Below are 23,149 nucleotides of genomic sequence, written 5' to 3'. Positions count from 1 at the left end.
CACGAACAGTCCTCAGGACTGTTCATGTCCGAGCGAAGCCCCCCCGAGGGGGCTCGCGCAGCGGACCGGCCAAGCCGGATCCGCACACGCCACTTGAAGATGGGCGGCGCTTCGCGCGCCCATGGAAGACAAGGCCAAGAGGCGCGCAGTGGGGCACGCGCGCCTGAAATCCGCTTTACGGTCGGGTGAAGTAAGTCACGTAGGCAGTGGCCAGTCCCCTCCTCGATCTGGGTGGCGTCCATCTATCCTCCGGGGTCACACATCAGGGCGCGATCAGACGCCCTTCTTTTTTCGGAGGGAAATACCCATGGCCGCTTGCGCCTTTTGCAACACGACCATCTTGTTCGGAGGACGCCGGCAAGGCAATCAACGCTTCTGCAACGCCGAGTGCGAACAGCGCGGTGTGGTCGCACAGACCGCCAACCAACTGCCGGCAGCGGATGTTGCCCGCTACCTCGGCGAGGTGCATCGCGGCGCCTGCCCCCGCTGCCAAGGGCCCGGCCCGGTGGACGTGCACACGTCCTACCGTGTCTGGTCGGCGCTGCTGATGACTTCGTGGTCCAGCCGGCCCACCGTGTCGTGCCAACCTTGCGGCACCAAGCGCAAGCTGGGCGATGCGTTGTTCTCGCTGGTGCTGGGCTGGTGGGGCTTCCCTTGGGGCTTGGTGATGACGCCGGTGCAGGTCGGGCGCAACCTGTTCGGGCTGACCCAGCGGCCCAATCCTGCGGTGCCATCGGCGACGCTCGAACGAATCCTGCGGCTGCAGTTGGCCGGCCGTCTGGCGCAGGCGCCATCGGCCTCACCACGCGGCTGAGCGCCGGCCGCGGGCTCGCCGCCTCGCCTTACCCACCCCCCGATGAGGGGGACCAAAACCGCCTCGGGTGCCCGCGGCTATCCTCCCCAGCGGCCGGCCTGACGGCCGGCTTTCCCCATCTTTCAGCCAAAGGAAAACACCATGAAATTCGCTGCCACCGTGGGTAAGGTCGCCGTCATCTGTGCCTTTGCGTTCCTCGCTGGCTGTGCCAGCGTCAACAAGGCACCGCCGGAAGCCGACAGTGCCGCCAAGACCTTCCAGCCGAAGGCCGGTGTCGCACAGGTCTATGTCTACCGCAATGAATCCCTCGGTGCCGCGCTGTCCATGCCCGTCGCGGTCGATGGCAAGCTGGCCGGCAGTACCGGCCCCAACTCCTACTTCAAGTTCGACTTGGCGCCGGGCAAGCATCACATCACCTCTCAAGGGGACGGATCCGTCCTGGATGTCGACACCGAAGCTGGCAAGCTGTACTTCGTCTGGCAAGAGGTGAAGATGGGCATGATGTCGGGTGGATCGAAGCTGCAACTGGTCGACGCGGAGAAGGGCAAGAAGGGTGTCTCCGAGTGCTCGTTGATACAAGCCAATCCTTGAGTTGAACGATTCGGCCCGGTGAGGGCCGCTGGTGCAGGGCTCGCTGAGGCGAGCCCTTTTTGCGTGTGATGGACAAGGCCAAGGGCTTGATGTCGAATGCGGGCCCGCCCCGTTTCTACCGCTCGACCGGAGATGCCCTTGCCACCGGACCAGACGCCTTCCTCGCAGGCTCGCATTGCCAGTGGCCGCTTCGAAGTCAAGATGGAGCCGCAGCCCGCCGGGCCGGAGACCGCTGCGGTCGAGGGCAGTGGCACGCAGCTGGGGCGGATGCTGCTGCACAAGCGCTTCAGCGGCGATCTCAACGGCACCGGCGAAGGTCAGATGCTGACCGCTGTCAGCGAAACGCCGGGCTCGGCGGGTTATGTCGCGATCGAGCGTTTTGTCGGCACGCTGCACGGTCGCGCTGGCAGCTTCGTGTTCCAGCACAGCGGTTCAATGGACCGCGGCGCGCAGCAGTTGTCGATCGGCGTCGTGCCCGGCTCGGGCAGCGGTGAGTTGGCGGGCATTGCAGGAAGCTTCTCACTGCGCATCGAGAGCGGCCAGCACTTCTACGAGTTCGCGTACACGCTCTGAACGCAGTGCTCGCGGCATCGACCGCTTCGATCACGGTCTGACGTGATGAGGCCATTCGACTCGGCCTAGACTTCGCCGATGCTTGCTGCACCCTCGCCTGCCACGCCTAAGCCGGCCGCTCCGCTCGACGCGGGGCAGAACTACGGCGCGATGACGCAGCGCGTGAGCAGCGGCGGCCTGCTGCTGAACGCGGCCGATCACGAGCCAGGTATGCGCGTGCCGCACCACGAACACGAGAACGCTTACCTGTGCGTGGTGTTGCAAGGCGGGTTCGAATTGCACGCCAGCGGCCGCGATCATCCCTGCGTCGCCGGCACAGTACTCGCCCACCCGGCCGGCCATCAGCACAGCAATCGGTTTCTGCCCGCGCCGGGCCGATGCGTGAACTTGCATCTGGGTGACGGCTGGGTCGAGGGCGACAAAGCGCTGCGCGACTGGCTCGCCGACTTCCGCCATGTTGTGCTGCCGTCCCACCACGCCGCGCTGCAGCGGCTTGCGCGCGAGATGGCTGCGCAGGACAGCGCCGCGCCGCTGGCCTGCGCCGCGGCAGCGATCGAGCTGCTGAGCACGGCGATGCGCAGCCCGGCGCCGCGTGTCGAGCCGGTGTGGCTGGCACGGGTCATCGATCGGCTCGAAGCCGACCTGGCTCAGGCACCGGGCTTGGGCGAGCTGGCACGCGATTGCGGCCTGCACCCGTCGCATCTGGCGCGCGCCTTTCGGCAAGCGCGTGGCGAAACCGTGGGCGACTATGTGCGGCGCCGGCGCGTCGAGCAGGCCGAGCAGGCGCTGGTCCACGGTGGGTTGCCGCTGGCCGAGATTGCAGCCAACGCAGGCTTTGCCGATCAGGCCCATTTCACGCGGGTCTTCCGCGCCCACTTCGGCGTCGCGCCCGGGGCGCGCCGGCGGTCGTTGCTGGCCTGACGCGCAACCCTCGTTCCAAGCCCGCAACCCGCGTTCAAGACGCCGAAGCTGGCGTTGCCTACGCTCGTGGCCATCGAAGTGTTGCTGCGGGAGATTTCCGATGATTCGACGCCACCATCTGCTGGGCGGGCTGGCCGTGCTGGGCTTGACCGGTTCCGCCCATGCCGCGTTGCCGAGCGCCACTCAAGTGCTGGTCGACGCACGCGCCGCCGCTGGCGGCGCTGCGTGGGACCACGCTGCCATGCTGGAGGGCAGCGGCCGAATCACCACTTCGGGCCTGAAGGGCCGCTGGCAACGCACCGAAGACCTGCGTGGCGGCCGCTTCGTGCTGCAGGCCGATCTGGGCGTGTTCCGCACCGCCGAGGGCCACGATGGCCGGCTGCGTTGGCGCCAAGATCCGTCGGGTGGCGTGCATGACCTGAACGGCGCCTTCGCGCGCCAAGCCACCACGACGCAAGCCTGGCTCGTGCAGCGTGGTTGGCTGCGTGCCGGCGCGGCCGGTGCGCAATTGGGGCCGGTGCAGGAGATCAACGAAGGCGACTGCCAGCCGTGTCTGGTGCTGGAGGCACAGCCGCGCGACGGCCAGCCGGTGCAGCTGTGGTTCGATGCGAAGACACACCTGCTGGTGCGCAGCATGCGGCAGATGCCAATCTCGACGCTGACCGAACGCTACAGCGACCACCGGCGCGAGGCCGGGCTGCTGTTGCCGCACAAGATCGAATCGATCGACAGTGGCAGCTCGGATGTCGAGACGATCGAAGTCGAGGCATGGCGCACGCAGGCTTCATTGGCAGCGACACGCTTTGCTCGCCCGACGCCACCTGACGACACGACGTTGGACGGCGAGACCACCGTGCCGATCGAGATCGACGGCGCGCCGGTCGTGCGTGCGACGCTGAACGGCCGCGACTACGACTTCATCCTCGACACCGGCGGCCACAGCATCATCACGCCGCAGGTGGCCAAGGAGCTGGGCCTGGCGCCCGAGGGCATGGGCGCCAGCGGTGGTGCCGGTGCCGGTACGACGGCGCAGCAGTACACCCGCATCGACAAGGTCCAGATCGGTGCCGCGACGATGCGCGACCAGCACTTCTACGTACTGCACTTTTCGTATGCCACCGTCGAGCGCGGGCCGCGGCCACCGTTGGCCGGCCTGTTGGGGCTGGAGTTGCTGGAACGATTCGGCGCCCGGCTCGACTACCGCGCGAAGACGCTGACACTGCGCAAGCTGGCCGGCTACCAGCACCGCGGCGGCGGAGTCGCAGTACCGATCACGTTCGACGACGACATGCCGCTGCTGATGGGCCGCATCGACGAGCTGCCGGCGCTGATCGCGCTGGACACCGGCAACGGCGGCAGCACCGTGATCCAGCCACGCTGGGCCCAGGCCCACGGCATGGCCGAGCGGATGAAGCGTGACGGCGTCGAGACGGTGTCGTATGGCGCCGGTGGCGCGTCGCGCAATTGGGGCACGCGGCTGCGCAGCTTCGAGGTCGGCGGGCTGACCGTCGAACGGCCGATCGTGCGCTATGCCGAAGACAGTGCCGGCGCCTTCAGCTCACGCACCGAGGCCGCCAACATCGGCACCCAGATGCTGGCGCACTTCGCGCTCGACATCGACTACGGCCGTGGCGTGATCTGGTTCGAGCCGCTGCCGGGCTATGTCGAGCCGCCGTTCAACCGTGCCGGCCTGCGCGCGATCAAGCAAGGGGCCGAGGCCTTCGACGTGGTGCTGGTCAGCCCCGATTCACCGGCCACCGCGGCCGGGCTGGCGCAGGGTGACCGCATCCTCGCGGTCGACGGCAAGCCGGCGCCTGAACTGAGCGGCAGCGACCTGCGTGCCAAGCTGCTGCAGCCGGTCGGCACCTCGGTGCGGCTGGAGATGCAACGCGGCAGCGAAGCCAAGCGCGAGGTCACGCTACGCTTGGCTGAAGCCCTGCCCTGAGCGCCGAGCCCCCACGAACGCAGGGGCTGCCACCCCCTGCGCCACCGGCGCCTTCCTTCATTCGAAGGATGTGCCGGCAGGTGGTCAGGGCGCTCAATCCTGCTGTGCGTGCATGAGGCTGTGTGCCCCCCGTGACAGCCCGTCGCGCCGACTTGCAGGGAGCACGTCATGGCCGACATTCTTCGCCCCGCGCCGGGCGCAAGCAGGCGCAAACCCACCCGACCCGAAGGCGGGCGTCCAGGTTGGTGGACACGCTTGGTCGACTGGGTAACTGAGCACCCGAAACAGGCTTCGGCCCTGGGCGGCCTGCTGGTGGCGGCGTTGCCGGCGCCGATGCAGCTGGCCGGCGCGATGCTGTTGGGCGTGCCCTACGCGGACTTTCTGCCGGCACTGCGCGAGAACAAGCTGTGGCAAGAGAACCTGGCCTGCGCCAGTGCGCCTTTCGATGGCCTGGCCACGTCGCGGAACCTGCAGGTCGATGCGGTGGTCTGCCAGTCCGGCAATGTGCTGGTACGGGTCAAGTCACCCAACGGCGACACGGCCTACCGCTGGGTGCCGCTGGACTCGGTCGTCACCCTCGCGGCCGGCGGCTTCAGCCTGATCAGCAGCGCCCATGCACAGCCTCTGCCGCTGTTGGCTCTGGCCAGCGGTGGGGGCAGCCTCGAAGTGGTCTGCCAGCAGTGGGTCGGCAACGGCCTGGTGAAGCGCCGCATGCGCGACAGCAGCACCGGCCGCTGCTTCGACGAGGTGGTCAATACCTTCACCGGCAAGGTCGTCAGCTCGACGCCGGCGCCCGACTGCCGCTGCTGAGGGTTCGAACGGTGAAGCCGCGTTGGCGACGGCTGGGCCGCCTCATCGCAGCGCTGTGGCTGATGGGCCTGGCCGTGACGCCACGCACATCGGTGTCAGCGCGCCCTGCCCGCCCCGCGGTGCCGGCTGTTGCCGCCAGTGCGCCGGCACCACAAGCCTCCGGCGCGTCCGCCCATCGCGCCGCGCACGAGCCGGCCCGGTCGGCATCTGCAGCGTTGCCCTTCAAGCGCGGCCACAAAGAGGAGGTCGCCGACCGGCCGAACCGTGGCGGGCGCTGAGCGCCCGGATCGGTGATGATGGCCGGATGAAGACGGTGTTCGAAGCATCCAACGGCGTCGAGGCCCACATGATGCTGCACCTGCTGCAACAGCAGGGCTTGCAAGGGCGTGTCGACGGCGAGTATCTGCAGGGCGGCGTTGGGGAACTGCCGGCGGTGGGCCTGGTGCGGGTGGTGGTGGACGAAGCGGACTACGAGGCCGCGCGGGCGGTGGTCGTCGCGTTCGAGACGGCTCAGCCGGCCGCCCCCACCACACCGCCCGCCACGCGCGCGCCCAGCCGCACGACCTGGGCCGGCGTCGGCATCGTGATCGGCGCACTGCTCACGTGGGCCGCGATGCGCGCACCGGTCAGCAGCGACGGCGTCGACCACGACCACGACGGCGTGCTCGACGAACGCTGGGTCTACAGCCCGAGTGGCCAGCCATTGCGGGTCGAGGCTGACCGCAACTTCGACCACAAGGTCGATTACATCGGCCACTACGAACACGGCTCGCTCGCCACCGGTGAGAGCGACGACGACTTCGACGGCCGCTTCGAGACACGGCTGTTCTTTCGCGCCGGCAACCTCGAACGCAGCGAGACCGATGCCGACGGCGACGGCTTCAACGAATGGACGTCGAGCTACCGAAACGGCGTGATCGAGAGCTCGACCACCCTGGAGCCTTCGACCGGCATGCCGCTGCGCATCGAGCATTTCAAGCTCGGCCAGCTGATCGAGGCCGAGCAGGACACCGACCGTGACGGCAAGCTCGACACGCGGTTGAGCTATGACTCGCTGGGCGAGATCATCGCCCGCGAGCCCATGCGCTGAGCCGACAAAGAAAAAGCGGTGACCGCGTCGCCGCCGTCACCGCCTGTCCATCGACCGTTGAGACGTCAGGACGGCAAGAAGTCCATCGGGTAGGTGACAACCATCTGGTCGACGTCCTTGGCCCCGAAGTCGAACTGCTGGATGCGGGCCAGCAGCTTCTGCTCCAGCTCCGGTGCCTTCAGCTCGCTGGACACGATGCGAAGGCCGACGACCTGACCCGCCGGGGCGATCTTCAGCTCCAGCACGACCTTGCCTTGCAGGCCCGGGTCTTCACGCAGCGCCCGGTTGTAGATCGCGTAGATCGCACCCTTGTTGCGTTCGAAGACGAGGCGGATCTCCTCGATCGAGCGCGAGGCCTTGCCGCTGTGGCCCTTCTGCAGCGTGCCGCCGGGTGAGCCCGCGCCGGTGCCCTTGCCACCCGTGCCGGTGCCACCACCGCCACCCGGGCCGCCGCCACCGCCGCCACCGGCCGTGCCTTCGACCAGCGTGGTCGAGCGGCCAGCCAGGCCGCCACCGCCGGTGTTGCGGCTGTAGCCGGCGGTGTTGATGCCGCCCGAGCCGCCAGCCGCGTTCGACGTGATCATCGAACGCACCGGAATGCCCGCCTCGTCGCCCGCGCCGACACCCGGGCCGACGCCGGTGCCAACACCGAGACCTGGCTTGATGGCTTCCTTGTTCAGTTGCACCGCGACCGGCGCACCATGCAGCTCGGCCAGTTGATCCTTCATCGCCAGCAGACCGACGCCGGTCGCCTTACGGCGTGCCGCGTCGAGCGCCTCGCCGGGTGGCTTGCCGGGGATCGGGTTGCGCGCCTCGGGCACCGGCGGCTGCTTCTTGTCGCGCTCGGGCTTCGGCGCCGGCTCGTCGGGCTTCTTGGCGTCCTTGACCGCCTGCTGCTGTGCCGCCTCAGTGGGCTTCGGCGTCGGGGGCGGCACGGGCTTCTTGTCTTCCAGCAACAGCTTGGCCAAGGGTGGCGGCAAGGGTTGCACCTCCTGCTCGCGCGTCAGCTCCCGCAGCGGAATCCAAGGCAGCACGAGCGCGAACAACAGGCACAGGCCCATCACCACGCTGGCGACTCTGCGGAAGCGCTGATCGTCCTCTTCAGGCACCGACCAGGCGAGCACCCCCGGGTGGAACGAAACGGACAGTGCGCTCATGACAGCACCTCGCCTGTCTCGACGGCAGCATCAAGTGGAAGGTGGATCGACAACGAGTGCGTCATGCGTCCGCCTTCTGCCTGAGCGCGAACGAGACGTCGCTGAAGTTGGCGCGGGCACAGGTCACCATGACCTTGCGCAGCAACTGGTACGGGATCTCCTTGTCGCCCATGATCGTGATGGCGTGCGCACCGCTCTGGTTCTCCTGCCGCACCACCTGGCGGGTGGACAGCAGTTCCAGTTCGGCTTGCAGCGGCGCGATCACGTCGTTCGCATTGGCCATCACGTCGGAGACCAGCGCAATGCGCCGGCCCTCGACCACGATGTCGGTGCCGCTGACCAGCACCACCAGCGTGACCTTGGGCGCCTTGTCGGCGTTCGATTCGGGCAGCATGACCGCCTTGGAAGCGGGCAGCACTTCAACCTCGGTCGAGTTCGACAGCAGGAAGAAGATCAGGATCGTGAACACATCGACCAGCGCGGTCAGGTTCAAGTCCAGTTGCTGCGTGTTGCGCTGCTTATGGGCAGCGCGTTTTTGCAGCGGAGTGAGTTTCATCGTCAGTTCCCTTTGGGGCCGTCAAGCCTCAAGGCTTCGCGCGGACAACCGGCGCGTCGCCGATCGCGATGTCGGGGAAGAGTTCGTTGCGCACGATCTGGTTGCCTTGCTTGTGGTGCGTCGAGCGCACGGCATCCATCACCTGCACCAGCTTGTCGTACGGCGTGTCGGGTTCGGCCAGCACACTTGCATCGCGCTGTTCCGGGAACTTCAGCTTGATTTGCGTGATGAGCGAATTCAGCGCGACCAGGTCCGGCACGTTGCTGCCCGTGTTGGCGATGCGCTGAATCAGGCCGCCGATGCGGTCACCGACCTCGATCGCATCGCGGCGAATCACCACTTCAAGCTTCAGTTGGTCGACCTGCAGTTGCTCGGCCGCGCCGGTGCTCTGCGCCGGCAGGCTCATGTCCACCACCGCGAGGCGGGTGAACACGGCCGTCGACAGCAGGAACGGCACCAGCACCACGATCAGGTTCAGGAAGGCCGAGATCTCCAGCGCCGCTGGATGTTTCTTGAGGCGTCGAACACGCATGACGCGAGCCCTTTATGTGGGTTGGCGGATCAGCGGTTCGTATGCTCGGGAGCGATGCGCTGCATCAGGTTCAGGAAGCTGATCTTGGCGGCTTCCAGACCGTCGACGATTTCGCTCGTGCGCGATTGCAGGAACGCGTGGATCAGCAGGAACGGGATCGCGACCATCAGCGCGAACGCGGTGTTGTTCATCGCGATCGAGATCGAGGCCGACAGCATCTCGGCCTTCTCGGCCGGGTTGACCTGCGCCACCGCCGTGAAGGCCTTGATCAGGCCCATGATCGTGCCCAACAAGCCGACCAGCGTGATCACGTTGGCGAAGGTGGCGATGTAGTGCGTGCGGCGCTCCAGGCGGGGCACGATTTCCATCATGCCTTCTTCCATCGCGGCGTCCAGGTCTTCGCGGCGGCGCGAGGTCTGCAGGCGAGTCAGGCCGTGGGTGACGATGTTGCCGATGGCCGACTCCGAACGCGAAGCGCTGCTCAGCACTTCTTTCAGCTGGCCGCCTTGCAGCATCGGCAGCATCTGCGCCCACTCGCGCTTGTTCTGGCTGCGCGCGCGGCGCAGGAAGACCCAGCGCTCGATCGCAATCGACAAGCCCATCGCCAGAATGATCAGGCTGGGGTAGATGAACAAGCCGCAGTCCCTGAAGAACTTAACGGCCATATCAAAAGTAATCATCTCAATCTTCTCCGAGAGGCCACGAGGGCGAGAGCAGGAACAAAAAGAAAACGAATCAGGGCTTGGCAGCCGTGGCGGGTGCTGCGGCCGGGTGCGCGGCAGCGTCGTACTGGATCTGGCGGCGGAACACTTCGCGGTCGACAGGCGCCAGCACCTCGTCGAGCACGCTGACCGTCGGGCGGCCCGCCAGCTCGCCGGGCAGCGGCTTCTTCCAAGGCACGATGTACAGCACCTTCGGCAGCTCGCGGTTGCCGATGATCTGCGTGCGCTCCAGGTCTGCCCGGTCTTCGGCACGCACGCCGAAAGCAGCAGTGCTGGCCAGTGCAAGCATCAGTAAAGCTCGTCTCATGGCTTGTCCTTCGGCGTGGAAGCCGTTGGGGCCGGCGCCGACGCAGCGGCGGCCGGGGCGGGTGCGGGTTTGGCACGGGTCTTGACGTCGGCCACCCACTTGCCAACGGCGGCGTCGCCCGCCGGCGTGAGGGCCAGGTAGCGGTTGTACAACTCCAGCGCCTGGTCCGGGTGGTTCAGGTACAGGTCGTGCAGCACGCCCAGGTTCAGGCTGGCCGGCGCGTAATTGGCATCGGCAGCAATCGCCGCTTCATAAGTTTCGCGGGCCTTGTCGAACTCGCCCTTCTGACGCAGCGCAATCGCTTGGCTGTTCAGCTTGGCCGCCGGCGAGACGCCGTTGTCGGCGCGCTCGGTCTTGCCCCAGCGGCCCGGGCGCAACTCACGCAGCGCGGTGAAGCTCTTCTTGACCCATTCGTCGTACAGGCCATCGGCCGAGCGCTTGGCATTGACCTCGTGCAGCTCGATCGCCTTCTCTTCGAACGGGAAGGCCTGCTCTTCCAGCAGCACGTTGTACTGCTCGAGCTCGATCTTGCTGAGCTTCTTCGGCCGCTGCGAACCGATCAAAGCCTTGCCGAAGTCCTGGTACAGCGCGCCGATCTGGTAGGTCGACGCGGTGACGACCTCAGCCACACCGTAGTCCGCCGCCACCGTGTAGGCCTTCAGCGTTTCTTCGAGCTTGGTCTTCTTCAGCTTCAGCTGCTTTTGCAGCGGCTCGATCAGCTGCACCTGCGCGTAGCTGGCGCGCACCGGTTCGGCCATGGCGAGCGCCGCCATCGCGCCGAGCGTCTTGGTGCGGCCGGTGCGGGCGCTGCCGCCGGCCTGGTCGGCCTGGAAGATTTCCTTCTGCAGCGCAAATGCACGCGACGCATTGCCCTCGCTCTCGGCCAGCTTGACCAGGCGATAGCGGGCCTCGACGGCCTGCTCCAGCGGCGCCGGGTACAGGCGCAGGTAGCGCTCGTAAGCCTTGGCCGATGCGCTGCGCGCCGACGCGGTGCCACCTTGGGCGGCCTTGTCGTACATCTCGGCGGCCTGCCATTGCGCGGAACGGGCCAGCTCGGGATCTTTCTGCACGGCGGCCAGGCGCTCGTACTCAGCCGCCGCCGGGGCCCACTGGCCCTGCTCGGTGTAGGCCAGCGCGAGCTTGGCGGTGACGTCGTCTGCCAGCTGGTGCTTCGGGAAACGCTGGCGGAAGTCTTCCAGCGTGCGGGTGGCACCGGCCCAGTCCTTCATCGCAATCTGCGCGGCTGCGGCGTCGTACTGCGCCGCGGTGCGAACAGTCGAGTTCGGCGCGGCCACTGCGACGCGGGCGAAGTGGCCCGCAGCGTCCTTGGTCTGGCCGGCGCTGCGCGCGGCCTCGCCTTGCTTGTAGATCGCGGCCGCCAGGCGTTCGGTCAACTCGGTGCGCGTGGCGTCCTTCTCGGGCGTCAGCGCCAGCACCTCGGTGTAGGCCTTCTCGGCCTGGTCGTAGGCGCCGGTTTCGAACGAGGTGTGAGCCACCACCGTCCAGGCGACCTTGCGCAGCGCCGGTGCGGCCGGCGGTTGCAGCGCCAGCACCTGCTGCGCGACAGTGGCTGCGCGCTCGCCTTCACCCAAGGTGTAGAGCTTGTCGGCGGCGTTGGTCAGCACCGGTGCGGCGCGGCTGTCGCTCGGGTTGGCCTGGGCAAAACGCAGCGCGCTTTCGACCGAGGTCTTCTGCAGTGCAGTCAGTGCCGCTGTGTTGCCTTCGGCGCGGGCGCGCTTGTCCTGCTCGGAATAGGCCAGCAGTGCGGCGTAGCCGGCGTCGGCGCTTTGCGGGTGCGCGGGGTACTTGTAAGCCGAGATCTCGTACTCGGCCGCGGCGGCGGCAAACTGCTTGTCTTCGTACAGCAGCTCGGCCAGCAGGAAGTGGTTGCGCGGCGCGGCGGCGTCGTCGGGGAAGCCGTCGAGCAGGTCGCGGTACCAGCGCACCGCCTCTTGCACATCGGCCGTTGCATGGGTCTTCTGCGCGCTCGCGTGGTAGCGCGTGGCCAGCTCGGTCAGGTGGGTCTTGACCAGCGGCTGCGCACGCTCCCAGCCGTCGGGGTTGGCCTTGCGGAATTCGCTGCCAACGCCGTAGCGGGCGACGTATTCCTTCTTCGACTCCAGCGCCAGCAGGTCAAAGCCCGACTGCTGCTGGATCTCGATCACGCGGGCCTGCATCAGCGGCGCCTGCGCGTGCAAGGGCTGACGTCGTGCGAACGCGTTCAGCGCGTCGGCTGCGTCCTTCGGCCGGTCCTGCTTCAGGTACAGCGCCGAAAGTTGCTGGTAGACGCGGAACTCGTAGGTCTTGCGCACGTCGCTGTCGACGTAGGCCGGGATCGACTCGGCCCCCTTCAGGTTTTCCAGCGACAGGCTGATGACGCGGAAGGTGTCTTCGACCAGCTCGCGGTCGGCGCGGGTCAGCGCTTCGACCTTCTCCAGTTCGTCGTCGCTTTCCAGCGGGCCCAGCTTCAGGTCGAGCACGCCAAAGAACGAGGTGAGCGACTCTTCCAGCCGGCCTTGCTTGAAGACCGACCAACCGTGCATGTAGAGCGCGCGGTCATAAAAGAGGCTGCCGTCGGTCGGTTCCTGCGACGGGCCGCCCCTAGCAGGAACGCTCCCCTCGGGGGACGGGCGCCGATCAGGCGACCTGGGGCCGCCTTTCAGCACGATCGCGTAGGCCTGCTCGGCTGCGGCGTAGTTGCGCGCAGTGAACAGCAGTTCGCCGCGGCGGAACTGGGCCTCGTCGAGGTAGCGGGTGTTCGGGTACTGCTTGACCAGCTGGTCCAGCGTCTTCAGCGCCACCTCCAGGTCGCCACCCTGCTCGTAGGCACGCGACAGCTGGTAGTAGACGCGGTCGTTGTCCGGGTCTTTCGGGTAGGCCTTCAGGTAGTCCTGGTAGCGCTGGATCGCGGCCTTGTAGTCGGGGTCGGCGGCACCGGCAGCATTGGCGCTGGCAGCAAAACGGCTGTCGGCCGAGTCCATCGCCAGGTCGCCCAGCCGGCGCATGGCCTGCGGGCGCTGCGGCGCATTCGGCGCGGCGGCGAGGAACTTGTTGTAGGCCTCGATCGCCTGCTCTTCGTTGCCGGCGATGCCGCTGTCGGGCTCGACCTTGTACTCGCGGCCGGCCAGCGTCTTCAGCGTCGGCGCGTCGTCGCCATTGGCGTTGCGGCCCTTGTGGGCGCAGGCCGACAGGCCCAGCGCGGCGGCGAGCAATGTCAGGCGGAACAGGGGGGCGCGCATCTCAGGGCTTCGCACGTTGGCCCCCTTGCGCGTCGTCGCTCGACTTCGACTCGCTCGGCTTCGCATCGCCAGGTTTCTGGGTCGCGAGGTCGTACAGCTGGGCCACGGCATAACGGGCCTGGTTGGTGTAGCCGACCAGGCGCTCTTGTTGGGCCTGCAGCGTCACCACGGCAGTGTCCTGCAGAGCCTGTTGTTGTTCGGTGGTCAAGGCGGCGACGCGCGGCTGCAAAGCCTTGATGCGCTCGGACAGCTCGTTCAGGCGCACGGCAAAGGCATCGAACTTGGCCGGCTCGGTGCGCTGCGCAGCATCGAGCTTGGCGTCGTGCTCGCGTGCTTCGGCCAGCTGCTTGTCGGTCTCGCGCAGGCCCTTCTCGGCGGTCCAGCGACGCTCGGGCAGCGACTGCGCCAGCCGCCAGGTCAAGGCGCCGGACAGGCGGCGCAGGCGCTCGCTCACAGCATCGGAGTCGACCTCGGTCTTGACCGTGTCGCCACCTTCGGCCAGCAGCTTCTGCGCGCTGTCAAGCCGCGCCTGCTGGGCTCGCTCGGCCGGGTTCGCGTAGGCCAGGCCATCGGCCGCGGCCTCGGCGGCCTCGAACTCGCCAGCCAGCGCGTCGCGCTGGCGCTGCAGGCCGTCGACGCGCAGCTCGGAAGCGCGCTGGCGCGCCTGCGGCAGGCGTTCAGTGAAGGCCTTGCGGCGGTGGTCCAGCATCTCGCCATAGATGCCCAGTTTGTCCTGCCACTCGGTCAGGTTGTGGCTGAGGAAGTTCAGGTCGCGGTAGTTCTTGAACGCTTCCTGGAAATCGTGGCCGGCCAGCACCGGCGCCAGGTGACCCTGGTGCGGCATGTCGGGCAGCTTGGTGATCGGCAGGAACCAGCCCATGTCCTCGGCCGGGTTGGCATCGGTCAGGCCCTGGACCAGCACGCCGGAGCGGATCGCCCCGATCGACTCGTCCAGCGCCTTGTGCTCGTTGTCATAGGCACCGATGGCCTCTTGATAGCGCGTCAGCGCCTGGCCGTAGGCACCCAGCTCAGCCAACGCGTAGGGCACGGCGATGCGGGCTTCGAGCACCGCAGCGTCGCTCGGGTCGCGGCTGGCCAACTCCATCCACGGCACCAAAGCCTGGGCTGGCTTCTTCTGCGCAGCAGCGGCCCAGCCGAAGCCGAGCAGCGCCTTGTTCGAATACAGACCTTGCAGGCGCACGCGCTCCAGCGCCTTGGCGGCACCGACGGGGTCGTCCTGCGTCAGCGCGGTGAAGCCTAACGCCACGTTGGCCTGGTCGCGCAACACGCGCAGCTCTTCGCTGTACATCGGCGTGCGACCCAGCTCGTCGAGCAGCGCCTTGCCGCCGTCGACGTCACCGCTGCGGATCAGCGCGACACCGAGGTTGAAGCGGGCATAGGCGGGCGCGGTGCTGACCGGCGCGTCGTTGCGGCCGAAGTTTAGCGTCACTGCGTCGACCAGCCAGCTGCCGATGCGGCTGAAAAAGCCGGGCTTGCGCGGCTCGGGCTGCCCCTTGGGCGTCGGCTTGATCTCGGGCGCCGGTGGCCGGGCCAGCAGCGCGCGGAACGAATCGGCAGCGCCAGGCGCGTCGCCCAGCGTCAGGCGGATCTGGCCGGCCAGCAGCGAGCGCTCATCTTCGAGCGCGCCGGGCAGCGGGCGTTCGATGTGCGACATGGCCTCGCTGGCTTCGTCCGGGCTGCCGCGCTGGTAGCGGATCTTGGCCAGGTAGTACCAGGCACGGTCGCGCACGGCCGGCTCGGCGCCACGCTCGATCAGGCGCGAGAAGATCTCGCCAGCCTCGCGGTGCAGGCCGTAACCCAGCAGCAAGCCCCCGCGCAGCACCTCGGCCTCGTCTTCATGGCGCGGCAGCCGTTCGAACTGCTGCGACACCATCAAGCTGGTCAGTGCCGGAAACGGCCGGTCCTGGAAGAAATAGAACAACGTGTCGCCGTAGTGCGGCGCCTTGATCGAATGGTCAACTTTGGGTGGCTCGGCAGCGTGCACGATCGCAGCGCCCACCGTCAGCGACGCGGCCGCCAGGCCGCGCGCCAACCAAGTGGCGTGCGCGGATCCGGCTCCGCCGGTCCGCTGCGCGAGCCCCCCCGGGGGGCAGCCCCGGGACGGGGCGTGGGGGCTCATATTCACTGCCAGACTTTGACGTCGAACTCGGGCTGGAGCTTGGCCAGCTTGTCCTTGATGCGCAGCTCGATGTACTTGGGCTCGGCGCCCTTGTCGAACTTCAGCGTCGTGGCGCGCTTGTAGTCGCGGGTGTGCGGACCCTGGCCGGTGAAGAAGGCTGTGATCTCGTGCGCGCCGGTCTTCAGGTTGCCGACGAAGACACGCTGCACACCACCGCGGTGCAACGCCGCCACTTCATTGGGCGTGTACAGGTACTCGGCGATCATCTTGTCGTCGAGCTTGATCTGCACCGATTCGAGCGAGAACAGCTTGCCCACGTCCATCGAGACGAACAGCGCGACTTGCGTGCTGGCAGGGAACAGCAGCTCCTCTTCCAGCACCAGCAGGTCGCGGTTGAGCTTGATCACGTCGGCTTTGACGTCCTGCACGCGGCTGTCCAGCCCCGCTTCGGGGGCGCTGGCCGCAGCGACCGGCGCGGGAGCCGCCACCACGGCGGCCGACGCCGCGGGTGCGGGTGCCACAGGCGCATCGGCAGCCTGGGCGGGGGTCACGAAAGCCAGCCAGGCCAGGCTGGCAACAGCGGCGGCGACGCGCAAGGGGTTCAGCGAATACATGCTGGAGGTCTCGATTCAGAAATTGGCCGTCAGGTACAGCTGCAGCAGCGCACCGTTGAAGGCATAAGGCTTGCCAGTGCGGAAGTCAGTGAAGTCCTGGTAGTCGAAACGGACGTACTCGAGCGAGCCGCTGAGCTTGATGTCGTAGCGGCCCGGCACTTTGGCGTAGTCATAGGTCGCGCGACCACCCAGGCTCCAGCTGTTGAAGGTGCCGAGCTGGCGATTGCGGGAGTGGTACAGGGTCTCGACCGGCGCGTTGTCGCTGTAGAACAGCGCCGCACTCTGGCGGTTGAAACGCAGCCAGCTGTCTGCCAGCCACTTGTCGCCGAAGTAGCGGCTGTAGCCGCCCTCGACCGTGTGTGCCTTGATGCCCCAGTTGTCCCAGTAGTAGCGGTACTCGGCGTGCATCGAGTGGCGCTGGCCGGCGCCCCAGCTGCCGCCGCGGAACCAGTCGCTGATGTCGCCAAGCGTGCGGAACTTGATCGCGCGGCCCGAGCGGGTGCGCGGCACCTCTTCCGGCACGAACGCACCGAACACCCGTGCGGCGCGGTAGGGGCTGCCGAGATAACCTTCGTCGGCGAGCGCTTCGACGTTCGCGCTGGCCAGCCAGCGTGGCGTCAGGATCTGCGTCACGCCGAGCCGGTACTGCCAATGCTCGGCATGGTCGAAGAAGCCTTCCTCGCCCTTGCGGCCGACCGCGTCGTGGCCTTCGGTGAAGCCCAGGTTGACGGTGGTCATGCCGCCGAAGACTTCCTGCGCCACGTCGACGCCGAAGGTCTGCGCGATGTAGTCGGGCTCTTTGCCGCTGCTGGCGTTGACGTGGATCAGCGAATCGCGCACCGCGTAGTCGATGCCCAGGTCCAGCTGCTGGCGGGTTTCGCTGTACTTGCTGGCCGTCGAGACGACGTCGATCGACGCGTTGCTGACCGCGTCGACGTAGTAGGTGGCCGACAACGAGACCTTGTCGAACAGGCTCTTGCGGATCAGCACCGCCGGACCGGCGGCACGCACACCGCCACCGTCGTAAACGTGCAGCATCGCTTCGGCGTGGTCGGGCGGCAGGTCCACCGCCTGTGCGGTGCCGGCCATGCCGCCGAACAATCCGCCGCCCAGGCCGAGCACCCGGCCCACTGCCTCGACGACGGACTTGACCCAGTGGCGTGCGCGGATCCGGCTCTGCCGGTCCGCAGCGCGAGCCCCCTCGGGGGGCAGCCCGCCGGAGCGGGCGCGGGGGCCCTTAATTACAACCACAGCCGCCTCCCTGTACGCCAGTGGCGCCTCGTGCACCTTCGCGCACGGTGAAGACGTGGTCACGGTGGCGCTCGGCCAGCGTGTCGCGGGCCAATTGCATGATCGGGTCGGCCAGGCGCTCGCGCTCGTAGGGCTTGACCCACGGTTCGATCGGCGCGCAGCCTTGCAGCAACGCGGCGCCGGCGACCAGAGCCAGCACCGCGACGGTGCGGCCAGCTTGAAATGGGTGCATCACGGCGCTCATTCCTTCAGCAGCGCGCGGATCTGCTGGTCGTACTCGAGCTCGGTGCCGCTCTTGTAGCCACGGTTCATGAAGCGCACGCGGCCATCGCGGTCGATCACCACGGTCGACGGCATCGCGCTGAGTTCGTACAGCTTGCTGACGCGCTTGTCGCTGTCCAGCAGCACCGGGAACTTGACGCCCAGCTGGCTGGCGATGCCGGCGGCGTTGCGGCTGTCTTCGTCGACGTTGACGCCCAGCAGCGTGAAGCCTGACGGGCGGTACTTCTCGTACAGCTTGTTCAGCTGCGGCATCTCTTCGCGGCAAGGGCCGCACCAGGTGGCCCAGAAGTTCAGCAGCACGACCTTGCCGCGCTGCTCTTGCAGGCGCAGGTTCGGGCCGTCGAGGCTCTTCAGCGTGAAATCAGGTGCCGGCGACTTGGGCGCGATGCTGGCCTGGGCCGGCGTCGACAGCCCGAGGGCCAACACCGAAGCGCCACCGGCGCCGAGGGCGAGCACCTGGCGGCGCGAGAGGTCAAGAGAACGGGTGCTCATGGCGGCGGTGCTCAGAACAGAAAGGACAGGCCGGCGTTCAACTCGATGTTGTGGGTGCTGTCACGCTTGCCCAGCAGGTCGAGGGTGTAGACGTTGTCGCGCATGTCGACGCGCACAGCGAGCCAGTCGAAGACGTAGACCTTGACGCCGACGCCGAAGTCGATCGTCTTCATGCGCTGGCCGTTGAAGCGGGTGGTGCCGCCACCGGCCACGATAAAGACCTGCGATGGCATGGCGATGTCACGCCAGAGGAAAACTTCACCCGGCAGCACGTTCATGCCGACGTTGAAGTTCGAGTAGATCAGCGTCTCTTGGTTGTCGGTGAAGATGCCGCCCGGCAGGATGCGGCGGAAGGCCTCGTCGCTGACCTTGGTGCGGCCGGCGCTGCCTTCGACGAAGAAGTCTTCGGTGATGTGGTACGTCGCCCGGAAGCCGCCGGCCACGCTGGAGCCGAAGTTCTGTGCCGAGTACATGCCGCCAAATAAGCCGACCTCGAAGTCGTTGGACGGGAACTTCGGCAACTTGATGTCGCGCCGGTCGACCTGCGGCACCACCACCGATTCGGCATTGGCCTGGGCAGCGGCCAGCGACGGCAGCGCGAGGGCAGCCACCAGGGCCGCGGTGAGGGTCACAAAGCTTTTGCGCATGGGGTGGCGGACGTCGCGGTCAGAAGTGCAGCGACAGGCCGATCGTGCCGGCCTGGAAGTTGCGGTAGTTGGTGTCGGAGACGAAGGCAGCGTAGCGCGAGTAGTCGATCCGCAGCGCCACCCGGCTCGCCAGGTAGTAGCGGGCACCGAGCGTGAACACGCCGAGGTTGCCGTCGACCACATGGCGGTTGATGCGGTTCTTGTCCGGCACGTAGTGGTAGTGGCCCATGCCGACACCAAAGAACGGCGACAGCCGCTTGTCGGACCAGGGCTCGGTCAGGAAGCTGGCGGTCCAGATCGTGGTCGTGTAGCTCTGGCCCTGAACGTCGGCGCCGTTGATGTCCAGGCTCAGCGTGTCGGAGAAGCGCCAGCCCACCCAGCCACGGGTGAACGAGGTCTTGGCCGTCGCGCCATAGCCCATGCCGACATCGAAGCGGCGGTTCAGGAAGTTCTGCAGCGTCGGGTCGGCCAGCTCGAACGGCACGCCGTCTTCGGTGACCGTTTGCCGCATCTGCTCGCGCGAGACCCAGCCGGCCGCACCGCGCGCGGTGCGGACCTTGAACCAGTCGGTGTGGCGCAGCTCGATGACGACCCACTCTTCGCGCTCAGCGGCATAGAAGATCGGGTAGCCCCGGCCAGGCCCGCTGCGCATGTCGAGATAGGGCCCGATCACGCGCACCCGCGCCAGCGGCTTGCCCGGCTGGTCGCTCGGGGCCACATTGGCAACAGGGGGCGCCGAGGGTTCGGCAATGGGCGGGACCGCAGGGGTGGCCGGTTCGTCGGCCCGGGCAGACAACGGCAGCAAGACGGTCAGTCCGGCCAGCCCGGCGGCGAGTCGGTGGCGCAGACGCATTATTGGGTTCGACAGGTGCCGGTGTTGGGATCGGGCGGGTTGAACATGCCGTAGGTCGAGGGGCTGAATTCGTCCTGATCTCGGGGCGCGGGGTGGTCGATCCAGAACTGGATCAGCTTGGCGTTGGCATCGTCTTCGTTTGCGAAGATCTGGCCACCGCCGTGCAGCATGTTGAGTAGCAAGGGCTTTGCCAGCAAGCGGCTTTGCGCCGATTCACCCGGAATCGTCACACCTTGCGCCGAGTAGTAGTTCTTGTACATGTCGCTGGCACGGATGACGTCCGGCGTGTTGGCCGCGTCCGTCACGTCCAGCGGCGTGGCGCTTCGGATCACCCGCAGCGCACCGCCGGTGCCGGTCGTATTGTCATGACAACCACCACCCGCACAGGTGTTGGTTCCACCACCGCCGCCTTGCACCGGCAGCTGGGCCAGGAAGATCGGGAAGATGCAGCGCTGAAAGTACGGGTAGGCCAGCTTGCGGCCGCTGCTGCCCGGCGGGTTCTGCACGTCGTCCGGATTGTCCAGCGGGTTGCCGCCGCCGCCGCAGGCGCCCAGCAGCGCCGCGGCGACGAGGCCGGCGGCGCCGGCCCCTGCCCAGAAATGTCTTCGTCGCAAGGTCATGGAGTGGGGCAGCCCGTGGCGATCCAGTCGGAAATCGTCTTGTAGTTCGCGCTGCCCACGGGCAATACCGCTGTCGACTGGCCGGTGGCGGCCGCCGGATGCGGGATCGTCGAGGGGCGTTGCAGCAGGTAATTGGCCGAAGGTGAGCAGGTGTTGGAGATCATCGTCAGCGTCACACCGAAGTCGCCTTCGACGTCGCCCGTCAGCACAAAGCGGTTGTTTCGGAATGTTAGCCCACCGTTGCTGCCCACAGGCTGGTGGCAAGCCACGCATTGTGAGCGAAGGATGGGCAGGATCTTCGCTTCGAAGGTCTCCTCGCTCAGCGTCGGCACGCTGCGCACGTTGGCTCCGTCGAACGGGTTGTTGTAGTACTGGCCGCCGAGGTCGATCCACTCGGCCACCAGGCGCTTCTCGGCCGCATTCAGCATCGCGCTGTGGTCGGGTGCGGTGTTGGGCGGGTTCGGGTGCGCGGTGCGCGCATCGGTGCCCGCCAGCAGCGACTGGCCGGACAGGATCTCGATCAACCGGCTCTGGCGCGCCAGACCCAGGGCCCCGCCTTCGCTGGCCATGTTGAACACCAGCGCCGGCAGGCGGTCGAGCATCGGCACGCCTTCTTCCAGGTGCGTGACCGGCTGGCCGTTGGCGTCCAGCTTCGGCTCGCCGATCAGCAGCCTGTCGTACGAGACCAGGCGGCCGGTGCCCGAGTAGGTGCCCGACAGGTCGAGCTTGGTGTCGCCCGCGTTGTGGCAGTTGGTGCAGGTGTTGGCACCGCGGTCACGCGTCCACAGCGGCTGGATCTGGTCCGGGTAGTTGATGATGCCGTTGACCGGCGCCTTGGTGGCCAGGCCGCTGTAGCTGATCGAGATCGAGTTGCGCGCGGTCACGCCCTTGCTGGTATCGGCCCACTCGTCGTTGTAGAACAGGTCGGTGGCCAGCTTCAGCGCGGTCGGGTCGAGGCGGGTGCGGGTCGACGCCATCGTCTCGCCCGATTGGTGCTGGCCAGCCAGCGCGGCGCGCAGCGTGGCGGGCATCGTGTCGGCGATGGTGCCGGAGTTCAGCGCACCGCCGCGGCGCGGGCTGTGGCAGCCGTCGCAGGTGCGGCGCTCGCCCGGGCGGACCTGGATCCAGTTGGTGTGGGTCTGGAACGCACGGCCTTGCTCATCGATCACCGCCAGCGCGACAGGCGTGTCGGCCGGCACATGCAGCTTGAACGAACCATCGGGCTCGATCGGCGCGTAGCCGAGGATCTGCTGCGGCTCGAACTCGGTCTCGCCGATCGCCTCGCGCAGGCCCATCATCGAAGCCGGCGGCGCCACCGCGCGCACCGCGCGGATGAAGCGCGCCGGGCCGCAACGGTAGGACGGGTCGGCCGGGTCCTTCAGCTTCAGGATGTCGGCCACCTGGGCCCGCGTGTCCTGGTCGTCGGTCGGTGCCGTCTTCGGGATCGCGTTGGTGCAGCCGGCCGGCAGGTCGACGCCGGTCAGCACGCCATCGCTCATGCGGCCCAGGCCGTCGGTGTCGTAGACGCTGCGCACTTCGAGCAGGCCCAGGCCTTGGGCGGCCAGCGCGGCATCGACCGAGGTCGGGTCGACCACGTTCGGACCCGGACGCTGGACGACGGGCACCGGGTCGGTGTACATGAAGCCGGCTGGCGGCGCGGCCACGTTCAACCAGGTCTGCTTGGCCGGGTCGAACATGTAGATCGCGTACGGCGGCGGCACGTCGTCCTTCAGGTCGTCGGCCGCGACGTCGACTTCGCTGCGGTTCTCGTCCGCCAGGCGCGCCATCTCTTCATCGGTCAGCGTGGCGCAGGCAACAACGCGGTCACCGCGGTGCACTTCGCAGGGCCGGTAAGCCACCAGCAACCGGTTGGTGCCGTCCCACAGGGGGAACGGCGTCGTCACGCGGCCATAACGCGACAGGCCGCCGCCCAGGTTCAGCGCCTGAGTGGTGGCATGTACCTGGCCGCCTTCGGCCGGCACATCGGGGCGGGCCGGCGTGTTTTGTTCAGAGTAGTTGGCGACGTCGATGAACATCAGCCCACCGCCCTCGTTGGTGCGCGACAGCGGCATCAGGTCCGAGGCGACGAAGCCGGCGTACGGGCCCGTCGGGTCCATGTCGCGCGGGTGCAGGAAGCTGTTGCCTTCGCTGTGCGAACCGTACAGCACGAACATGTCGGTGCCGTCCGGCTTGACGCGGAAGATCTTGAAGTGGTTGCGACCGGCCACGTGGTCCCAGCGCGAGAACATGATGTCGCCGTTCGGCCGCACGACCGGGTTGCGGTCATGGCTCTGGTTGAACGAGATCTGCTGGATGTTGGTGCCGGTGGCACTCATCGTGTGCAGGTTGAACACGCGCTCGCGCTCGTACTCGTCGAGCGCGTAGTAGCTGTGGCCCACCGCCTGGTTGTTCTTGCTCTTGGTCTGGCGGTTGGACGAGAAGACGAAGCCGCGGCCATCGGGCAGGTAGGCCGGGTCGACGTCATCGTCGGTGGGCGAACTGGTCAGCCGGTGCAGCTTGCCGGTCGTCAGCGACGCACCGGTCATGTCGTATTCCCAGATGTTCCAGGCACCGGTGCAGGCCTTGACGCCGTCGACCTGCGAGGTGTTGGACGCCGGGCACTTCATCGAGAAGATGATCTTCTTGCCGTTGTACGAGACCTCGGGATCGGACGCATCGCCCTTGCCCTGGGTGATCGATTCGGTCAGGTTGTGTTCGACCGCGCCGGGCGCCGACATCTCCTTGACCATCAGGTCGCCCCCCGGTGCGCTGGGCGCGCCGTTGGTCGGGTTCATGCCGATCGTGTTGACCCGCTTCACATAGGCGATGGGCACCGCGCCTTCAAGGCTCTGGCTGTCGTCGTCGGACTTGCTGCCCGAGCCCGAACAACCCGGCAGCACCAGGGCAGCGGTCAGGCCCAGGGCAGCGGCGGCGGCCCAGGCGACGCGGCGCGGGGCCGGCAGTTTGGCGTATGACATGAGGTTCTCCTCGTG

Annotated in this window: 23 protein-coding genes; 7 read left to right on the top strand and 16 right to left on the bottom strand. The window is 67.5% G+C overall.

Features of this window, described 5'->3' with window-relative positions:
- Nucleotides 1–262: 262 nt before the first annotated feature.
- The gene (locus AC1DYI_RS03070; RefSeq protein WP_477202595.1) at nt 263–469 is read right to left on the bottom strand and encodes a hypothetical protein; all 207 of its coding nucleotides are present in this window, start codon (nt 467–469) and stop codon (nt 263–265) included.
- 36 nt (nt 470–505) lie between these two features.
- Here AC1DYI_RS03070 and AC1DYI_RS03065 point away from each other — a divergent pair, with 36 nt between their 5' ends.
- The 7 genes from AC1DYI_RS03065 (at nt 506) to AC1DYI_RS03035 (ending at nt 6,744) form a co-directional block, all read left to right on the top strand.
- A complete protein-coding gene (locus tag AC1DYI_RS03065) occupies nt 506–814 on the top strand; it encodes a hypothetical protein (RefSeq protein ID WP_477202594.1) in 309 nt (102 codons plus the stop codon).
- A gap of 141 nt (nt 815–955) precedes the next feature.
- Nucleotides 956–1,405, top strand: coding sequence for a DUF2846 domain-containing protein (locus AC1DYI_RS03060; protein ID WP_477202593.1), 450 nt, complete (start codon nt 956–958; stop codon nt 1,403–1,405).
- 132 nt (nt 1,406–1,537) lie between these two features.
- Nucleotides 1,538–1,978 carry a DUF3224 domain-containing protein gene (locus tag AC1DYI_RS03055; RefSeq protein WP_477202592.1) on the top strand — a complete coding sequence of 147 codons (441 nt, stop codon included), beginning with the start codon at nt 1,538–1,540 and terminating at the stop codon, nt 1,976–1,978.
- Nucleotides 1,979–2,056: 78 nt separating this feature from the next.
- Complete coding sequence (locus AC1DYI_RS03050) at nt 2,057–2,899, top strand: helix-turn-helix transcriptional regulator (protein WP_477202591.1); 843 nt, start codon at nt 2,057–2,059, stop codon at nt 2,897–2,899.
- Between the two features lie 100 nt (nt 2,900–2,999).
- A complete protein-coding gene (locus AC1DYI_RS03045; RefSeq protein WP_477202590.1) occupies nt 3,000–4,844 on the top strand; it encodes an aspartyl protease family protein in 1,845 nt (614 codons plus the stop codon).
- A gap of 168 nt (nt 4,845–5,012) precedes the next feature.
- Complete coding sequence (locus tag AC1DYI_RS03040) at nt 5,013–5,654, top strand: hypothetical protein (protein ID WP_477202589.1); 642 nt, start codon at nt 5,013–5,015, stop codon at nt 5,652–5,654.
- Nucleotides 5,655–5,967: 313 nt separating this feature from the next.
- Nucleotides 5,968–6,744 (top strand): putative signal transducing protein, encoded by a 777-nt coding sequence (locus AC1DYI_RS03035; protein ID WP_477202588.1) that lies wholly within the window; start codon nt 5,968–5,970, stop codon nt 6,742–6,744.
- 65 nt (nt 6,745–6,809) lie between these two features.
- Here AC1DYI_RS03035 and AC1DYI_RS03030 read toward each other — a convergent pair whose 3' ends face one another.
- From AC1DYI_RS03030 to AC1DYI_RS02960, 15 genes are all read right to left on the bottom strand, one after another.
- Nucleotides 6,810–7,901, bottom strand: a complete 1,092-nt coding sequence (locus tag AC1DYI_RS03030) for a TonB family protein (protein ID WP_477202587.1) — start codon at nt 7,899–7,901, stop codon at nt 6,810–6,812.
- A gap of 61 nt (nt 7,902–7,962) precedes the next feature.
- Complete coding sequence (locus AC1DYI_RS03025) at nt 7,963–8,457, bottom strand: ExbD/TolR family protein (protein ID WP_477202586.1); 495 nt, start codon at nt 8,455–8,457, stop codon at nt 7,963–7,965.
- 28 nt (nt 8,458–8,485) lie between these two features.
- Nucleotides 8,486–8,989 carry a biopolymer transporter ExbD gene (locus AC1DYI_RS03020; protein WP_477202585.1) on the bottom strand — a complete coding sequence of 168 codons (504 nt, stop codon included), beginning with the start codon at nt 8,987–8,989 and terminating at the stop codon, nt 8,486–8,488.
- A gap of 29 nt (nt 8,990–9,018) precedes the next feature.
- On the bottom strand, nt 9,019–9,669 hold the full coding sequence (locus AC1DYI_RS03015) for a MotA/TolQ/ExbB proton channel family protein (protein ID WP_477202584.1): 651 nt from the start codon (nt 9,667–9,669) through the stop codon (nt 9,019–9,021).
- Nucleotides 9,670–9,724: 55 nt separating this feature from the next.
- A complete protein-coding gene (locus tag AC1DYI_RS03010; protein WP_477202583.1) occupies nt 9,725–10,018 on the bottom strand; it encodes a hypothetical protein in 294 nt (97 codons plus the stop codon).
- Nucleotides 10,015–13,257, bottom strand: coding sequence for a tetratricopeptide repeat protein (locus tag AC1DYI_RS03005; protein ID WP_477202582.1), 3,243 nt, complete (start codon nt 13,255–13,257; stop codon nt 10,015–10,017). Before AC1DYI_RS03005 ends, AC1DYI_RS03010 begins: the two co-directional genes overlap by 4 nt.
- Nucleotide 13,258: 1 nt before the next feature.
- Nucleotides 13,259–15,310, bottom strand: a complete 2,052-nt coding sequence (locus AC1DYI_RS03000; RefSeq protein ID WP_477202581.1) for a tetratricopeptide repeat protein — start codon at nt 15,308–15,310, stop codon at nt 13,259–13,261.
- An 89-nt stretch (nt 15,311–15,399) separates the two neighbouring features.
- Nucleotides 15,400–16,011 carry an AraC family transcriptional regulator gene (locus tag AC1DYI_RS02995; RefSeq protein WP_477202580.1) on the bottom strand — a complete coding sequence of 204 codons (612 nt, stop codon included), beginning with the start codon at nt 16,009–16,011 and terminating at the stop codon, nt 15,400–15,402.
- A 15-nt stretch (nt 16,012–16,026) separates the two neighbouring features.
- Nucleotides 16,027–17,262 carry a DUF3570 domain-containing protein gene (locus tag AC1DYI_RS02990; RefSeq protein ID WP_477202579.1) on the bottom strand — a complete coding sequence of 412 codons (1,236 nt, stop codon included), beginning with the start codon at nt 17,260–17,262 and terminating at the stop codon, nt 16,027–16,029.
- Nucleotides 17,249–17,506, bottom strand: coding sequence for a DUF4266 domain-containing protein (locus tag AC1DYI_RS02985; RefSeq protein WP_477202578.1), 258 nt, complete (start codon nt 17,504–17,506; stop codon nt 17,249–17,251). The genes AC1DYI_RS02990 and AC1DYI_RS02985 overlap by 14 nt, the downstream gene beginning before the upstream one ends.
- Nucleotides 17,503–18,036, bottom strand: a complete 534-nt coding sequence (locus AC1DYI_RS02980; protein WP_477202577.1) for a TlpA family protein disulfide reductase — start codon at nt 18,034–18,036, stop codon at nt 17,503–17,505. The genes AC1DYI_RS02985 and AC1DYI_RS02980 overlap by 4 nt, the downstream gene beginning before the upstream one ends.
- An 11-nt stretch (nt 18,037–18,047) precedes the next feature.
- Complete coding sequence (locus tag AC1DYI_RS02975; protein ID WP_477202576.1) at nt 18,048–18,683, bottom strand: outer membrane beta-barrel domain-containing protein; 636 nt, start codon at nt 18,681–18,683, stop codon at nt 18,048–18,050.
- 19 nt (nt 18,684–18,702) lie between these two features.
- A complete protein-coding gene (locus tag AC1DYI_RS02970; RefSeq protein WP_477202575.1) occupies nt 18,703–19,488 on the bottom strand; it encodes an SH3 domain-containing protein in 786 nt (261 codons plus the stop codon).
- Between the two features lie 47 nt (nt 19,489–19,535).
- Nucleotides 19,536–20,150 (bottom strand): hypothetical protein, encoded by a 615-nt coding sequence (locus tag AC1DYI_RS02965; RefSeq protein WP_477202574.1) that lies wholly within the window; start codon nt 20,148–20,150, stop codon nt 19,536–19,538.
- Between the two features lie 2 nt (nt 20,151–20,152).
- Complete coding sequence (locus AC1DYI_RS02960; RefSeq protein ID WP_477202573.1) at nt 20,153–23,134, bottom strand: HzsA-related protein; 2,982 nt, start codon at nt 23,132–23,134, stop codon at nt 20,153–20,155.
- Between the last annotated feature and the right edge of the window lie 15 nt (nt 23,135–23,149).

The organism is Ideonella sp. P3_A4 (assembly GCF_056403075.1).
The sequence above is the reverse complement of the archived record's forward strand: the minus strand, read 5'-3'. Positions and strand labels throughout refer to the sequence as shown.

Excerpts from the sequence above, each read along its gene's own strand:
- AC1DYI_RS03020 (WP_477202585.1), bottom strand. The coding sequence starts at position 8,989 with ATGCGTGTTCGACGCCTCAAGAAACATCCAGCGGCGCTGGAGATCTCG.
- AC1DYI_RS03025 (WP_477202586.1), bottom strand. The coding sequence starts at position 8,457 with ATGAAACTCACTCCGCTGCAAAAACGCGCTGCCCATAAGCAGCGCAAC.
- AC1DYI_RS03005 (WP_477202582.1), bottom strand. The coding sequence starts at position 13,257 with ATGCGCGCCCCCCTGTTCCGCCTGACATTGCTCGCCGCCGCGCTGGGC.
- AC1DYI_RS03040 (WP_477202589.1), top strand. The coding sequence starts at position 5,013 with ATGGCCGACATTCTTCGCCCCGCGCCGGGCGCAAGCAGGCGCAAACCC.
- AC1DYI_RS02995 (WP_477202580.1), bottom strand. The coding sequence starts at position 16,011 with ATGTATTCGCTGAACCCCTTGCGCGTCGCCGCCGCTGTTGCCAGCCTG.
- AC1DYI_RS02960 (WP_477202573.1), bottom strand. The coding sequence starts at position 23,134 with ATGTCATACGCCAAACTGCCGGCCCCGCGCCGCGTCGCCTGGGCCGCC.
- AC1DYI_RS02985 (WP_477202578.1), bottom strand. The coding sequence starts at position 17,506 with ATGAGCGCCGTGATGCACCCATTTCAAGCTGGCCGCACCGTCGCGGTG.
- AC1DYI_RS03055 (WP_477202592.1), top strand. The coding sequence starts at position 1,538 with ATGCCCTTGCCACCGGACCAGACGCCTTCCTCGCAGGCTCGCATTGCC.
- AC1DYI_RS03010 (WP_477202583.1), bottom strand. The coding sequence starts at position 10,018 with ATGAGACGAGCTTTACTGATGCTTGCACTGGCCAGCACTGCTGCTTTC.
- AC1DYI_RS03030 (WP_477202587.1), bottom strand. The coding sequence starts at position 7,901 with ATGAGCGCACTGTCCGTTTCGTTCCACCCGGGGGTGCTCGCCTGGTCG.
- AC1DYI_RS03050 (WP_477202591.1), top strand. The coding sequence starts at position 2,057 with ATGCTTGCTGCACCCTCGCCTGCCACGCCTAAGCCGGCCGCTCCGCTC.
- AC1DYI_RS03070 (WP_477202595.1), bottom strand. The coding sequence starts at position 469 with ATGCACCTCGCCGAGGTAGCGGGCAACATCCGCTGCCGGCAGTTGGTT.
- AC1DYI_RS02975 (WP_477202576.1), bottom strand. The coding sequence starts at position 18,683 with ATGCGCAAAAGCTTTGTGACCCTCACCGCGGCCCTGGTGGCTGCCCTC.
- AC1DYI_RS03015 (WP_477202584.1), bottom strand. The coding sequence starts at position 9,669 with ATGATTACTTTTGATATGGCCGTTAAGTTCTTCAGGGACTGCGGCTTG.
- AC1DYI_RS03045 (WP_477202590.1), top strand. The coding sequence starts at position 3,000 with ATGATTCGACGCCACCATCTGCTGGGCGGGCTGGCCGTGCTGGGCTTG.
- AC1DYI_RS02980 (WP_477202577.1), bottom strand. The coding sequence starts at position 18,036 with ATGAGCACCCGTTCTCTTGACCTCTCGCGCCGCCAGGTGCTCGCCCTC.
- AC1DYI_RS03060 (WP_477202593.1), top strand. The coding sequence starts at position 956 with ATGAAATTCGCTGCCACCGTGGGTAAGGTCGCCGTCATCTGTGCCTTT.